The organism is uncultured Porphyromonas sp., from assembly GCF_905372525.1.
In the GTDB taxonomy this organism is placed as follows: Bacteria; Bacteroidota; Bacteroidia; order Bacteroidales; family Porphyromonadaceae; genus Porphyromonas.
In genome coordinates this window covers 12,696-27,555 of record NZ_CAJPPN010000030.1, presented here as the reverse complement: position 1 = coordinate 27,555, position 14,860 = coordinate 12,696, and the positions used below count along the sequence as shown (strand labels likewise).

Sequence of the window (14,860 nt, the reverse complement as noted above, 5' to 3'; positions counted from 1 at the left end):
TGAGTTAGGCTTTATCCCTCGAGCGAATGCTACTCGCTTCTGCTGTCATATCAATATTCTCGTTAATTATTAGTCCTAAGACAGTCCTATAGCTCAGTTGGTTAGAGCGCTACACTGATAATGTAGAGGTCGGCAGTTCAAATCTGCCTGGGACTACTTCAGTGACTTATCTTGGGGGATTAGCTCAGCTGGCTAGAGCACCTGCTTTGCACGCAGGGGGTCAACGGTTCGAATCCGTTATTCTCCACTTCCTAAGCTTATTTAGGTATAGTATGTTAGTAGATCAGCGGGTAGGGCTCCCCCCTTACTCGCTGATTATCTTTTATTCTCCTCCCCCTTCCCTTCGTTCCCTTTTCCATTCCCTTTTCCTTACTCTAGGCTCACGATCGTGTCATAAAGAGGGGAAAAGGCAGAAAAAGTGTCCAATGCCCTGACTTTGGCACATTCTTTGCCTCTCTATGAGTGTAAGTGTAGTGATTATATATACACTAGCTGTAGAGAGGGACGTTATACAGACATGATTGCTTGTGAGGACTGACCTTACATCCCTCCTGTAGCAAGATGATAACAGACATATAACTCGTATCGTAATGAGCAAAGTATGGAAGAATGTGGCAGCCACCCTCGGACTGGTGGCTGTGAGTGTCGTAGCGTCCGCTACGACGGTACATGTGATAGCAGGTGGTAGAGCCTCGGGTAGGACTACCTCGGAGATAGCTGGGTCGGAGGTTGGGCTCTCGGCCGAGGAATACGGCTTCCACAATACAGCCCTCTCCCTCGGACAGCGCCCCGTGGGGTCAGCTCCTGACCTTACCCCAGCGGCGGAGTCTTCGGTCAAGGCTGTGGTGCACATCAAGGTGCAGAAGGAGCAGCGTGTGGAGCAGCAGCAGATGATGGATCCCTTCGAGTTCTTCTTCGGCGGAGACCCACGCAATAGCGGACGCCGTAGTCAGCCCGTAGTAGGCTATGGCTCGGGCGTGATCATCAGCGATGATGGCTACATCATGACCAATAACCACGTCGTAGAGGGTGGGGAGGATATCAAGGTGACGCTGAATGACAATCGCACCTTCACGGCCAAGCTCGTCGGTGCCGACGCAGGATCAGATATTGCCCTACTGAAGATCGAGGGGAAGGACTTCCCTACGATCCCCTTCGGCAACTCGGATAACCTCCGCCTCGGGGAATGGGTACTGGCTGTAGGGAACCCCTTCAACCTCACCAGCACCGTCACGGCTGGAATCGTGAGTGCGAAGTCTCGTTCTACGGCTTCGGCTGGTGACCAGCTGGAGGTAAGTGCCTTCATCCAGACCGATGCGGCGGTCAATCCTGGCAATAGTGGTGGTGCGCTCGTCAATGCCGCTGGGGAGCTCATCGGGATCAATACGATGATCTACTCGCAGACGGGCAACTATGCCGGCTACTCCTTCGCCGTGCCCATCAATATCGCTGCTAAGGTCGTCTCCGACATCAAGAAGTACGGTTCAGTACAGCGTGGTGTCCTCGGGGTCGTAGGGAGCGAAGTCACCTCGGAGCTCGTGCAGAAGGAAGGGCTCAAGGTCAATGAGGGCTTCTACGTCGCTGACTTTGCAGAGATCAGTGCTGCTCTGGCTGCGGGTATTGAGAAGGGTGATGTCATCACGGCGATCGCTGGGCACAAGATTACGAGCTTCGGGCAGCTACAGGAGCAGCTCTCTCGCTTCCGCCCTGGCGACAAGATCGATGTGCAGGTGAACCGCAAGGGGGCAGAGAAGACCTTCAAGGTAACGCTCCGCAACATGGAGGGCGGTGCCTCCATTCTCAAGCAGTCCTCGGCACTGGACGCACGTCTCGGCGCTACCCTTCGTCCGCTGGAGGCTGATGCACGTCGCTCCTATGGGCTCTCCTATGGGCTCGTCGTCGAGTCACTCCGCTCGGGAGCACTGAAGAATGCGGGGATACGCGAAGGCTTCATCCTCCTCACGGCTAACGACAATCCCCTACGTAGCGTCGCCGACCTCAACAAGTCCATTTCCCCCGCCAAGGGCAAGACGACGGGACGACGCTCTGGCTCGATCCTCATCCTACGGGGCTTCTATCCCCAGTCGGGTGATGTCGTCACCTACACGGTAGAGCTCTAGGCCTACGAACCATTATAGAGCATAGCCCTCGGAGAGCAGTCTCCGAGGGCTATGTCGTTTTTAGTCCTTGCTGGGGGAGAGGGGAGTGCTTTCCTATCCGATCTAGGTGAGCAGAGGCATTTGTCTAGCTCCTCTTGCGGTAGGAGAGGAGGGCTAGGGAGCAGGAGGCTAGGGCATAGGCGACGAGTGAGCTGAGCTGTGGTAGTAGATCCGTGAGCCCACTGCCCTTGAGGTAAATGCTTCGCATCGCTTGGACGAAGTAGCGTAGAGGGTTGAGGTAGGTCAGCATCTGCGCCCACTGAGGCATACTTGTGATGGGGGTGAAGAGTCCACTCATCAGGAAGAAGATCATCATGAAGAAGTACATGACGAACATCGCCTGCTGCATCGTCCCCGCAATGTTTGACACACATATCCCAAGCCCCGACATCACCAGCAGGTAGAGCAGAGTGAAGACAAGGATATTGCCCACCCCTCCTGCAGGGGTAAGCCCAAAGAGTGTTGCAGCCAAACCCATAGCCAGCATGAGGACGAAGAGCCCCAGAGTCCAGTAGGGGATGAGTTTGCTGAGGATCAGCGTCCAGGGACGAACGGGACTAACATTCATCTGTTCGATCGTCCCCGTCTCCTTCTCCCCGACGATATTTAGTGCAGGGAGGAAACCCGTGAGCATCGTCAGAAGCATCACCATCAAGCCCGGTACCATAAAGGCTTTGTAGTCTAGATGGGGATTGAACTGGTACTGGCTCTGTAGGGTGAACGTAGGGAGGGCAGTGTACGCTCCCCTTTCTCCGTTCCCTACACCTGCCTGCCTCAGCTCAGAGGCATAGTCATGCAGTACGCTGGAGAGATAGGTAGAGCCGAGGATACCACGAGTGCCATTGACGGCATTGGCAGCGAGTAAGACTTGGCTCCCCTCACCTTGTACGATTGCTTTCTCCAGGTCGTGTGGGAGCTCTAGTATGATGTCCGTCTCTCCTGCCTCTACCCCTTGTAGTGCCTCTTGGTAGCTCTTGGGGAGGGCGACGAGCTGGAAGTATCCTGAGCCTTCGATCTTCTCGATGAGCCTTCGGCTGGTCGTACTGTGGTCGTTGTCTAGGACTGCCACACGCACCTCCTTGACCTCTTGGTTGGCAGCGAAGGGCAGGATCCCGAGCATCATGAGCGGCATGAAGAGGATGACACGTGGAAGGAAGCGATGACGTAGGATCTGCTTGAACTCCTTCTCCAGTAGGTAGCGTAGCATAGCGCTTTATTCTAGTCGGGTCTTAAACTTGTATAGACTCACGAGGATGAGTACACTCGTCATCAGCGTGAGTACGAGGATCTCCGTCTCGACATGCACGAGGCCTGCCCCTTGGATCATGATCTTTCGCATAGCAGCGATGTACCAGCGTGCTGGCATGAGTGTCGATACCCACTGCAGGACGACTGGCATGCTCTCGATGGGGAACATCAGCCCCGAGAAGATCATCGCTGGCGACATGAGGACCATCCCTGAGGTCAGTATCGCTGCCACCTGACTCTCCACGAGGGTCGAGATCATGAGCCCTAGGGATAGGGCAAGGAGGATATAGAGCATCGATATGCCACAGAGCAGTAGGAGACTCCCCTGGATCGGTACCCCGAGGACGAAGGCTGAGAGCAATAGGATGGTGATGAGGTTCACCAGCGAGAGGGTGAAGTAGGGTACAGCCTTGGCGAGGATGATATAGAGGGGACGGATCGGAGAGACGAGTAGGACCTCCATCGTCCCCAGCTCCCGCTCTCGCACGATAGCGATAGCCGTCATCATCGCACAGATGAGCGTGAGGATGATCCCCATCACCCCGGGGACGAAGTTGTAGGCACTCTTCGCCTGAGGATTGTAGAGCATGCGGGTCTCTGTCTCTAGGAGTACGGGGGCTCGGTGCTCCCCGAGGAGACGCTCCTGGTAGGAGGCGATCAGAGCGGTAGCGTAGCCGACGAGGGTACGGGCTTGGTTGGGATCAGAGCCGTCAGCGATGAGCTGGATCTTGGCCTCCCCCCTCTGATGGAGGTCGCTATCAAACTGCGGGTCGAAGGCAACGGCAAGGCGTATATGCCCCCCACGGAAGAGGCTATCGAGCTCCTGTGGGCTCGTCACCTCGTAGGCGACCGAGAAGTAGGGACTCGCCTCTAGCTCGGCAGTGATCTCCCGTGCAGCCTGCCCTCTGGGAGCATAGACGGCCGTCGGGGTACTACGCACCTCTGTGGTGATCGCAAACCCAAAGAGGAGGATCTGAGCGACGGGGATACCGAGTAGGATGAGGAGCGTCCAGCGGTCTCGGGCGATGTGCTTGAACTCCTTGAGGACAAAAGCTAGGAACTGCTTCATTGTCTGGTCTTATCTGGATAGGGTAGGGTGACGATTAGCTATCGGAGCGGGTCGCACCACGGGCTAGACGCTGGAAGACTTCTTCCATCGAGGAGACCCCATAGGCCTCCCTGAGTCCCCGTGGACTGTCGAGAGCCTGGATACGTCCATCGACCATGATCGAGACCCGATCACAGTACTCAGCCTCGTCCATATAGTGCGTGGTCACGAAGACCGTGATCCCCCGCTGACTAGCGGCATAGATGAGCTCCCAGAACTGTCTGCGGGTCACCGGATCGACACCCCCCGTAGGCTCATCGAGGAAGACCACCTCGGGCTCGTGGAAGACTGCTACGGAGAAGGCAAGCTTCTGTCGCCAGCCCAAGGGGAGGTCTCGTACGAAGGTATCCCGCCGAGCCTCGAAGTCGAGGTTCCTCAGGAGCTGCTCTGTCCGCTCTCGTATGAGCTGTGGAGACATGCCGTAGATGCCTCCATAGAGGCGGAGGTTCTCCCACACACGGAGGTCCTCGTAGAGGGAGAAGCGCTGGCTCATGTAGCCAATGTGCTTCTTCACTTGCTCGGCCTCTCGGGTGATGTCGTAGCCTGCCACACGCCCCTGGCCAGAGGTCGGCTTGCTTAGCCCCGTGAGCATACGCATAGCCGTCGTCTTGCCCGCACCATTAGCCCCGAGGAAGCCAAAGATCTCCCCTCGCTTGACCTCGAAGCTAATCCCATCGACAGCGTGGAAGTCCCCGAAGTCCTTGCGCAGCTCCCGAGCGAGGATCACCTCTTCGCCCGTCGTATATTTATCTTCGCTCATGATACACCTGGGAGTAAAGCCATGAAGCAGTCCTCGACCGAAGGACTGATCTCTACAATAGACACGCTCGTATGCCCTGCCTGCAGCAGCGAGGTACGTAGAGCCTCGACGCCTCGGCTACCCGCTCTGAGGGTGACGTGGTAGCTCTCCCCGAAGGAGTAGGCAGTCTCCACCTCGGGACTCTGCCTGAGGTCTGTGAGTAGGGGGATCATACGCTCACTACGTACAGCCCAGAGGGTGTATGGGTAGCTTACCCTGATCCCCTCGGGACTATCCACCTGTAGGATCTGCCCAGACTGCATCAGGGCAATGCGTCCACAGCGGGCGGCCTCGTCCATATAGGGCGTAGAGACCATGATCGTGAGCCCCTGCGCACGGAGCCTCTGGAGCATCTCCCAGAATTCCCTACGGGACACGGGGTCTACCCCCGTCGTCGGCTCATCGAGAAAGAGTACCCGTGGGCGGTGGATCAGGGCACACGATAGGGCTAGCTTCTGCTTCATCCCTCCCGAGAGCTTGCCTGCACGACGCCCCTCGAAGCGCTCGATCTGCCCATAGATGTCTCGGATGAGGCCATAGCCCTCCTCCACGGTCGTGGCGAAGACAGAGGCGAAGAACTCGAGGTTCTCCCGTACGGTCAGATCTTGATAGAGGGAGAAGCGCCCCGGCATATAGCCGAGGATACGGCGGAGGGCACGGTAGTCACGTACGACGTCTAGCCCCTCTACCCTCGCTCCGCCTGCCGTGGGCAGTAGGAGGGTAGTGAGCATACGTAGGAGCGTCGTCTTGCCTGCACCATCGGGGCCGATGAGTCCAAAGAGCTCACCCTGACCGATCGACAGCGTAAGCGGGTGCACGGCCTCCAGAGCGCCAAAGCTCTTCGCTAGCCCCTCGATGACGATACTAGGCTCAGAGCCGTCAGAAGCGTACCTCGGCATACATCCCTAGCTTGAGCAGTCCATCATTGGCGACGGCGACCTTGATGGCATAGACGAGGTTGGCACGCTCGTCACGTGTCTGGATGGTCTTCGGGGTGAACTCTGCCTTGTCAGAGATCCAGCAGAGACGTCCCTTGTACTGCCTACGCTCGCCCTTGCCTGCGTCGGCCGAGACGGTGACCTCCTGCCCTAGTCGGAGCTGAGCCAATAGGCTCGCATCTACGTAGGCGCGTAGGTACATCTGCCGGAGGTCAGCTACCCGAAAGAGGGCTCGCCCCCGTACGGCTAGCTCCCCTGCCTCGGCATACTTAGCGAGGACAATACCGTCGATGGGGCTCGTGAGGATGGACTTCTTGATCTCGTCCTCGACCTGTAGGACTTGTATGCTGAGGGTGGCGGCTTCGTCGCTCAGGCCTTGGTTCCCTCGCCCGAGGGCATCGGTCTGGGCGGAGAGCTGGCGCTCGAGTACGGCGAGCTGAGCGGTGAGGTCATCCACCTGCTTGGTGGTCGATGCGCCTGCACGCTGTAGCTCGGTGAAGCGGGCGAGCTCCCGTCGCTGTACGGCTATCTGCTCCCGCAGGGAAGCGATCTGTACGGGTACGTTGGAGCGTCTGCCTCCGAGGGCATGGATGGAGGAGTAGAGCTGCATCTTCCTCAGGTGTAGCTGGGTGGTGTCTATGAGCCCTATGGGCTCCCCAGCACGTAGGGTGTCGCCCTCCTGTAGGCGGAGGCTGAGGAGCTCTCCCTGAGCGTTGGCTGAGACGGTGACCTCGGTGGCCTCGAAGGTCCCTGTGGCATCGTACTCTTGATCCTTCCCCCCGCAGGCCGTGAGGCTCATCAGTATCAGGGGTAGGGCGAGTGGGCGGAGTCTATTCATCATCGTAGATTGTAGTTGAATGCTTGGATTGGGGTGGGGCTTGTGAGGCTTGTAGTGGAGCTTCTCTCCCCGTGATGTGGATACGAAGGGTGCCTCTCCACCAGGTGAGGCGGGGTGAGCATAGGGGCGGAGGATGGATTGGGATGGTTACTCTCCTGCGATCCAGCGGAGGTCGTATAGGAGCTGTAGGTACTGTACTCGGTGTAGGATCTTTTCCTGCTCGGCTAGGCGCACGTTGGTGAGGTCACGCATGAGGTCTACCCCGGTGAGGGTACCATGCTCCATCTTGGCCGTCGAACTGCTGTAGATACGTCGGCGCAGGGCGATGAGCTCATCATCATAGTGGAGCTGAGCCTGTACCTTGTCTAGTGCCCCCCTCTGTCTCGTAGCCTCGATCTGCTGGTTGGTGACGAAGGCCTCACGCTGTAGCCCGAGGCTACGCTCCTGTGTGGAGAGTAGGCGCTGGCTATCACGGTGTGTATAGAGGCTCCCGAGAGACCAGGAGAGACGTGCCCCGATGATGTAGTAGGAGGAGAAGTCTCGCTCTAGGACGTTGAGTCCGGGACGAGCATATCCCCCCTGGGCAAAGAGCCCAAGGGTGGGGAGTAGGGAGGCCGAGAGCTCCCTGCGCCGAGCCCCTAGGGTCTGGGTCTGCAGTGCCAGCACCTCTAGCTCGGGACGGGCTTTGTCCCCCGCTACCCGAGCCTCAGCCTCGGGGAAGCTCAGACGTGTACTATCGGGGAGCGTATCTCCCATGAGGAGGCCAAGTGCCCCGAGGTAGCTACGACGTAGGGCTAGGTACTCACTCTGGGTACGCTCCGAGCGAAGGCGGTCTGCCTCCACAGCGTCTAGGTCGGTAGGGGTCGCCACTCCCCCCTGGATAAGGGTCTCCACCTTGTGCTTCGTGCGCAGGATCTCCTCGTGAAAGAGGTCATTGTAGCGTGTCTGCTCCGAGAGGAGGAGTAGGGCGAAGTAGATTTCATTTACCCGCCGCCTCAGGCTATATAGCGAGACATCCGTCTGGGCACGGCTGACCTCGGCCTCGGAGCGAATGAGCTCACGGGAGGCTCCTGTCCTCCCCCCATCCCATAGGAGCTGGCTGACGTCGAGTGTCGCCCCATACTGATCACGGTGCACCTCGGGGATGCTCATGGGGAGTCCTAGGGCGGCGGGGTCTAGGGGGAGCTTGGTGACCTCGGACTGATAGGAGGCCTTGACGTTGAGACTCAGCTGTGGGAGGTAACGCTTGCTGGCATTGGAGAGGCTGTAGTCTCTCGTCGCCTCGATGAGGGCATACTGCTGGCTCAGGGGGTAGTGTGCCTTGGCTCGCTCCCAGCAGGTCTCTAGGGAGAGCTCCTGGGCGAAGGCTCCCCGAGGCATGAGGAGCATGAGGAGGGCGAGCTGGAGCGCCTTGGTCGAGATATGTATCATAGGTCGGGGCTTAGGGTCTTAGGCGAGCTAGGACGGTGGTGATGAGCTCTGTGCGGTGCGCCTCGTAGTCGGCATCCTCGGGGATATGACCGGTGGCTGCACGCCTAAAGGAGGCGAGGATGAAGAAGGAGATATTCTGCGTGACGACGAGGTTGAGTAGTGCCTCGGCACGGACATCGCTGATCCGTCCCGCCCTGCGCTCGGCCTGCAGGTCTTCCTCTAGGTGGCGTAGGAACTCACCTCGAGCCCGAGCAAGCTCCTGTGCATAGGGGATCGCACGCTCTGGGCTGAAGAGGATTTCCTTGAGGACGAAGGGGACGAGGCGAGGGTTCTCCCTCAGGAAGGAGAGGTGGGCAGAGATGAGCCTCGTGATACGCTCCTCGAAGGTCTCATCCCGACGGTCGAAGCTGAATATGTTCTGGAGCATGAGCTCCACCTTACTCCCGAAGATCCGGGCGAAGAGGTTCTCCTTCGTACGGTAATAGTAATGCACCAGCGCGCTATTGCACCCGGCACGCTGGGCAATCTGGGTGGTCGTCGTCTGGGCGAACCCCTGCTCGAGGAAGAGCTCCTCGGCTGCTAGGAGGATCTCCTCCTCCGTCTTTTCCTCTTTCTTCATACGCTGTACTACTAGGGGGAACCAATGATTGAGTTAGTTACTTTGTTTAACTGCAAAGTTAAACTAAAAAGTGAATATGGAAATATCCCTCTCTTGGGATCGTCGTGTTCGATGGATAAGGTGCTGGTATATAGGGTTTCCCTTCACTCCTTTTCCTCGGGGTAGCACCTATGGAATACGGAAGCCCCCCTCCTCCGAAAGCGGAAGAGGGGGGCTTGCTCGTGGGGTAAGTCGTGTGGGCTTACTTAGCCGAAGGGATTTCCTTGAGTACCTCTAGGAGGTGACGCCACCAGAGGTCTACGGTCTTGATCTCGATACGCTCTGCAGGAGAGTGTACGTCACGGAGCGTAGGACCGAAGGAGACCATGTCGAGCTCGGGGTAGACCTCTAGGATCAGACCACACTCGAGACCTGCGTGGATAGCCTTGACGGCTGGTTCCTTGCCGAAGAGCTTGCGATAGGCATCTGCCGAGGCCTTGAGGATCGCTGAGTTGGGGTTGGGCTTCCATCCTGGGTAGGGGTCACGTACGCTGACCTTGGCTCCTGCGAGCTCGAAGGCGCTCGTGACCATCTCGGCAGCGCTGTCACGTAGCGAGGTGGTGGAGCTACGCTGACTCGTCTCGACGAGGATGACGCCATCACGCTGCTTGATCGAGGCTAGGTTGTTGGACGTCTCTACCAGACCCTCCAGCTCGTGGCTCATGCCGAGTACCCCGTGGGGGCAAGCGTAGAGGGCACGTACTAGGGCATGCTTGGTCTTCTCGTCGATGACCTTGGCTGGGGCTGTGCCTTCCTCTAGAGCGACACGTACGTTGGGGTCTACGGCCTTCTGCTCGTTGCGGACATCGGCGTCGATCTTCTTGATGAGTGCTTCTACCTCGGCACGGTCGCTGGCCTTGACTCCGATGAGGGCATGTGCCTCACGGGGGATCGCATTGTGCAGGTTACCCCCACCGATCTCGGCTAGACGCCAGCTGACGTGCTTCTCTAGGGCATAGAGGCAGCGGGTGAGCACCTTGTTAGCGTTCCCCAGCCCGCAGTGGATCTCTCCACCCGAGTGACCGCCCTTGAGTCCGGAGACGGCGATACGTAGCCAGACGAGGCCCTCGGGGGCAGGCTCGGCTGTGTACTCGAACTCTGCGATGAGCCCCATCCCACCAGCGCAGCCGATGAAGAGCTCGCCCTCGTCCTCACTGTCGAGGTTGATGAGTATCTTACCCTCTAGGAAGCCAGGCTTGAGCTCCATGGCACCTGTCATCCCCGTCTCTTCGTCGATCGTGAAGAGGGCCTCTAGGGGGCCGTGGGGGATGTCGTTAGAGGCGAGGATAGCTAGCTGGGCAGCGCAGCCGATCCCATTGTCTGCGCCGAGGGTCGTACCGTCGGCATGGAGCCACTCGCCATCGACGATCGTGCGGATGGGGTCGTTGTCGAAGTCGTGCTGGGTACCAGCGTTCTTCTCGCACACCATATCCACGTGGCTCTGTAGGATCACCTTCACGCGATCCTCATAGCCGGGGGTGGCTGGCTTGCTCATGACGATGTTGCCGACGTGGTCTTTCTTGTAGGAGATCCCGTGTTCCTTGGCAAACTTTTCGAGGTAGGCGATGATCTTCCCTTCCTTCTTAGAGGGGCGGGGGACCTGGGTGATCTCATGGAAGTACTTCCAGACGATCTTGGGGTTCAGTTCGGTAATTTCCATTGTTCCTGAATGTTTATTGTGCTCGGGCACCCTCCGGGGCACCCTCTCGTGGACGCCGTGTGAGCTCCGTGGACAGGAGGGTAGATAGCATGTATAAAGCTCTATGTACCAAGAAAACTCGTACCTTTGTCCACGACAAATATAAAGATAAAAAGTAAGCATGCCACTATTCATCGTCTCCCTACTGGCTGTCGGACTCGCTGTCCTGCTGCTGGCCGTCGGGATTATATTCAAGAAGAACGGGCGCTTCCCCAACACCCACGTCGGGGGCAACCGGGCCATGCGTGAGCGGGGGATCTCCTGCCACACCTCGCAGCACAAGGAGGCTCAGAGCCACCAGAACCTCGCTGAGCGCGTCGCCAGTCACGAGGCTTAGACCAGACTCAATAAAATACAACTCATACATTCTACTTATGACAAAGAATAGTCTCGTAGGCCTAGGGCTCGCTGCTCTAGCCTTGACTACCTCCCTCTCACTCGCCTCCTGCAAGGATGCCGACAAGAAGGCCTCTCCCACCACGGCTGCCGAGGTGCAGGCTACGGGGCTCCCCATAGCCCTCGTACGTATGGACTCGGTCTCCTCGCAGTACAAGTACGCTCAGGAGGTCAAGGCCGCCCTCGAGAAGGATGCCCTCGAGCATCAGACCCGACTGCAGAGCAAGGGCGCTGCGATCCAGAAGGCTGCTGCCGACTTCGAGCGCCGTATGCGTATCAATGCCTTCGTCTCGGCAGAGGCTCAGCAGGCTGAGCAGCAGAAGATCATCCGTATGCAGCAGGAGGGTGAGGCCCTCAGCGCTCAGCTCACCCAGCAGCTCGGGATGAAGCAGCAGCTCATGCTGGAGGATATGATGAAGGAGATACGTGCACAGCTCAAGGAGTACAACAAGGATGGTCGCTACAAGCTCATCCTCACTCAGGTCGGTGACAACGTCCTCTACGCAGATGAGGCACTAGACATCACCGATGACTTCATCAAGTACCTCAACGAGCACTACACCGCAGGCAAGGCCACCGAGGCCAAGCCTGACTCCGCCTCCCGAGCTAAGTAGTTCGCTAGCCCCGTCCCCGAGGGACGCTCATCCCTCAGACGCCTAAGGGACTAGCACCCCGATAAGACCGCCCCCAGAGTACCTGCCCCGGCAGGAACTCTGGGGGCGGTCTCTGTATATGGGCTCCTGAGGTGCTAGGTGTGGATAGGCCACCTCCCTACCGAGTCGGGGTGGTGGATATGCTGGTGGAGAAGTTGGGGGGAAAAAGGAGACCCCACCCTCCCCCTGACGCGCCCTGGGGGAGGATGTGGGAGGGGGCTAGAGCTTAGCCTCGGTAGAGAAGGAGATAAGGATCGAGTGGAGATAGCTCGGGAGGGTGAAGAGCTCAATCTGTGGACGTTCGTAGGGGGCTTTTCGCTGAGTCATCATTGTGTGGATTAAATGTGGATAACGAATCTATTGGGGTTGGTGTCGTGCGGAGCGGAGGATACTCTGCTCCGGAGTGGCTCTCCCTCCGATACAGACGGGGAGCGTGGGGTAGGCTTCGCCCTCCCTCGAGTCATCTTTGGGGGTGGGGAGCTACTACCTGGGCGTGTGTTGGGGGGCTCCTCTTTGGTCAGAAGGGTGGGGAGTCCCTGAGGGCACCTCGGTGTCGTGTGCGTCCGCAAAGGTACAAAGCTTCCTGCATATCATCCTCCGCCCCCTCGCAAACGTCCGCACAGACGCAGAGGATCGCTAGGGGAGAGAGAGCCGAGAGACCACGGACAGAGGGTGTGCAGGGTAGAGGCTCAAGGTGGGGGCTACGGACAGAGTGTGTGCGGGGTAGAGCCTCGAGATAGAAACCTCCTTCCCCGAGGCCTCTGGTTCCCCAGTATAGACTTCTTGCCTAGGAGGGGAATGTGTACACGCGTGTACACTATGGTGTACCCACGTGTACACTATGGTGTACCCACGTGTACACAACTGTATACCCACGTGTACACAACCTCGCTCTCGGTATGTCCGCCGTAGGCCACTCGTATACACCTCCCCGAGGCTGATGTCTAGGAGTCCAAGTAGGCTGAAACAGAGGAGTCTCTGGGAGCTGATGTGATACTCTCAGAGAGCCAAAGCGTGGGATATGCAGGGTGTAGCCATTCGCCCGCTCTAAGGGGCTCTGTATATAGGGAAAGTGCTACCTTTGCGGTGTAAGCGAGGGGACTCCCAACAAGTGTACATCTCTCCCCTATGCCGAAGGAGGGTATCACCCCACGTACTCCTATCCCAGCTGTACGCGGTGCGTCCCCAGCCCTCCACCACAAGCACCATACATCCCGAGCCAACTGGGGACGAAGGCTCACCAAAAGAAACAACCATAAATATGGTGAACATTTACTCACCTTCCTCTCACCCTATGAGTCGTAGGCTTGCCCTCACGCTCGGCCTCCTGCTCGCTCTCCTCCTCTCCCTCCCCTCCCACGCACAAGACGGGCGAAGCAAGGTGCCAATCAATCGTACCATCAGTGGCTTTACCCTCGGGGTTACAACGCCTGCAGAGGCACGGGCAATCATCCAACGGCAGGGCGGAAAGATAATTCTAGAAGTCGGCGTTCACGCTGGAAGTAAAGATGCAAGCTATATTGTCTCGGGACTTAACTATGCAAGGCGCCCCACGCAGACTGTCGATATGTTTTTTTATAAGGGGCATCTGCGTAGTATATACTTTGGCTTCGATGGTTGGGATGTACTAGAGCAGATAGAGTCAGAACTAGAAGATAAATATGGAAAGATGATAGAGTCTGAGGGGATGTTCAAAAAGAAAGGTATTGTTGATCCCTTTACCTCTTTAGAGGTAGTTCGCACCTTTGAATATGAGGGACATGTTAGAATCGATCATGCTTATATTGCCTATACAGATAAGGAACTTGATCGAGCTCGTTCGGCAGAGAAAGAGAGTGAGAACTAGTAGGCTTGGAGTGGAACTTTTGCCCGCTCCAGCCCTCCCGTGAGGGGCTGGAGCCCTTCGCCCATTAGGTCAGATGGTGGAGTCGAGAGGGGTAGAGCTAGATACGTAGGCTATCGCTCCGTATCTATTATATGCTAGCCATCCTCCTCCTTGTACGCAGACGATCTCGGATAGGAGTAGGTGGAAAAGGCTACCTTTGTCGAGAGAGAGACTCGCTCCTTGATGCGGGCTTCTCCGCTTTGCCAATAAAGAGGAGGGTGTCATATCGTGACCATCCAGTTCGGTATGCACTATTCGTCCCTCTCCTCGTCCACAATTCAGTAATACACAGAGCCCGTAGGGGACGAAGGCTCACCAAAGAAACAACCATAAATATGATGAACATCTACTCACCTTCCTCTCGCTCTATGAGTCGTAGACTTGCCCTCACGCTCGGTCTCCTGCTGGCTCTCCTCCTCTCCCTCCCCTCCTACGCACAAGATGGGCAAAGCAAGGAGCCAATCGACCGTACCATCAGTGGCTTTACCCTTGGGGTTACAACGCCTGCAGAGGCACGTGCAATCATCCAACGACAGGGCGGAGAGATAGAAGAAACTCAAGCATGGAGTGATGAGGTGGTCTATGCCATTACGGGACTTAAATATGCGAGGCGCCCCACGCTCTCAGTCCGCCTATATTTCTATAAGGGGCATCTGCGGAGTATATCATTTGTCTTTGGTGATCTAAAGATATTCGAGCAGATAGAGTCAGGATTAGAGAATAAATATGGAACGATGGCGGAGGGTAAGGCAACGTCCAAAATGAGAGTGAAAGGTCTTGCTGATGCCTTTACTTCTTTAGAGGTGGTAGTTCATAGCTTCGAGGACGACGGGCATGTTGGATTCGCGTACGCTTATATTTCATATACAGATCGGGAACTTGATCGGGCTTATTCGGCAGAGAATGAGAATGAGATCTAGTAAGATGGGATGCGACTTGTACCCATCTACCTGCCCCCTCGCCGATTAGGCTGTATAAAAGGGGGGATGCCTAAGACTAGGTATTGACAATGAGGTGGAAAAGGTATAATATTGCATATGTCCATCGA

At 57.2% G+C, this 14,860-nt stretch carries 12 protein-coding genes, 2 tRNA genes and 1 pseudogene; 7 read left to right on the top strand and 8 right to left on the bottom strand.

Annotation, left to right across the window (positions count from 1 at the left end; translation table 11 throughout):
- Positions 1-82: 82 nt before the first annotated feature.
- The 3 genes from QZ170_RS06570 to QZ170_RS06560 all read left to right on the top strand — a co-directional run bounded on the left by QZ170_RS06570 (position 83) and on the right by QZ170_RS06560 (position 2,120).
- Positions 83-156 (top strand) — tRNA-Ile (locus tag QZ170_RS06570).
- A 17-nt stretch (positions 157-173) separates the two neighbouring features.
- Positions 174-247: transfer RNA gene (locus QZ170_RS06565), tRNA-Ala, on the top strand.
- A gap of 343 nt (positions 248-590) precedes the next feature.
- Positions 591-2,120 (top strand): Do family serine endopeptidase, encoded by a 1,530-nt coding sequence (locus QZ170_RS06560; protein WP_297178915.1) that lies wholly within the window; start codon positions 591-593, stop codon positions 2,118-2,120.
- Between the two features lie 124 nt (positions 2,121-2,244).
- On the opposite strand, the gene QZ170_RS06555 is transcribed toward QZ170_RS06560, so the two are convergent.
- From QZ170_RS06555 to QZ170_RS06520, 8 genes and pseudogenes are all read right to left on the bottom strand, one after another.
- Positions 2,245-3,366 carry an ABC transporter permease gene (locus QZ170_RS06555; protein WP_297178913.1) on the bottom strand — a complete coding sequence of 374 codons (1,122 nt, stop codon included), beginning with the start codon at positions 3,364-3,366 and terminating at the stop codon, positions 2,245-2,247.
- Positions 3,367-3,372: 6 nt separating this feature from the next.
- Entirely contained in the window at positions 3,373-4,476 is a 1,104-nt protein-coding gene (locus QZ170_RS06550) for an ABC transporter permease (RefSeq protein WP_297178910.1), read from the bottom strand.
- A gap of 34 nt (positions 4,477-4,510) precedes the next feature.
- Positions 4,511-5,227 (bottom strand): annotated as a pseudogene (locus tag QZ170_RS06545) (ABC transporter ATP-binding protein); the annotation flags it as partial.
- Positions 5,228-5,271: 44 nt separating this feature from the next.
- Entirely contained in the window at positions 5,272-6,213 is a 942-nt protein-coding gene (locus tag QZ170_RS06540) for an ABC transporter ATP-binding protein (RefSeq protein ID WP_297178907.1), read from the bottom strand.
- Positions 6,194-7,090, bottom strand: a complete 897-nt coding sequence (locus QZ170_RS06535; protein WP_297178904.1) for an efflux RND transporter periplasmic adaptor subunit — start codon at positions 7,088-7,090, stop codon at positions 6,194-6,196. Before QZ170_RS06535 ends, QZ170_RS06540 begins: the two co-directional genes overlap by 20 nt.
- A 147-nt stretch (positions 7,091-7,237) precedes the next feature.
- Positions 7,238-8,521, bottom strand: a complete 1,284-nt coding sequence (locus QZ170_RS06530; protein WP_297178901.1) for a TolC family protein — start codon at positions 8,519-8,521, stop codon at positions 7,238-7,240.
- 10 nt (positions 8,522-8,531) lie between these two features.
- Complete coding sequence (locus QZ170_RS06525; RefSeq protein ID WP_297178898.1) at positions 8,532-9,140, bottom strand: TetR/AcrR family transcriptional regulator; 609 nt, start codon at positions 9,138-9,140, stop codon at positions 8,532-8,534.
- Positions 9,141-9,381: 241 nt separating this feature from the next.
- Positions 9,382-10,839 (bottom strand): aminoacyl-histidine dipeptidase, encoded by a 1,458-nt coding sequence (locus QZ170_RS06520; RefSeq protein ID WP_297178895.1) that lies wholly within the window; start codon positions 10,837-10,839, stop codon positions 9,382-9,384.
- 160 nt (positions 10,840-10,999) lie between these two features.
- Here QZ170_RS06520 and QZ170_RS06515 point away from each other — a divergent pair, with 160 nt between their 5' ends.
- From QZ170_RS06515 to QZ170_RS06500, 4 genes are all read left to right on the top strand, one after another.
- A complete protein-coding gene (locus QZ170_RS06515) occupies positions 11,000-11,215 on the top strand; it encodes a hypothetical protein (protein ID WP_297178892.1) in 216 nt (71 codons plus the stop codon).
- Between the two features lie 37 nt (positions 11,216-11,252).
- Positions 11,253-11,888 carry an OmpH family outer membrane protein gene (locus QZ170_RS06510; protein ID WP_297178889.1) on the top strand — a complete coding sequence of 212 codons (636 nt, stop codon included), beginning with the start codon at positions 11,253-11,255 and terminating at the stop codon, positions 11,886-11,888.
- A 1,300-nt stretch (positions 11,889-13,188) separates the two neighbouring features.
- Complete coding sequence (locus tag QZ170_RS06505) at positions 13,189-13,773, top strand: hypothetical protein (RefSeq protein ID WP_297178886.1); 585 nt, start codon at positions 13,189-13,191, stop codon at positions 13,771-13,773.
- Positions 13,774-14,147: 374 nt separating this feature from the next.
- A complete protein-coding gene (locus tag QZ170_RS06500) occupies positions 14,148-14,732 on the top strand; it encodes a hypothetical protein (protein WP_297178884.1) in 585 nt (194 codons plus the stop codon).
- Positions 14,733-14,860: the final 128 nt, after the last annotated feature.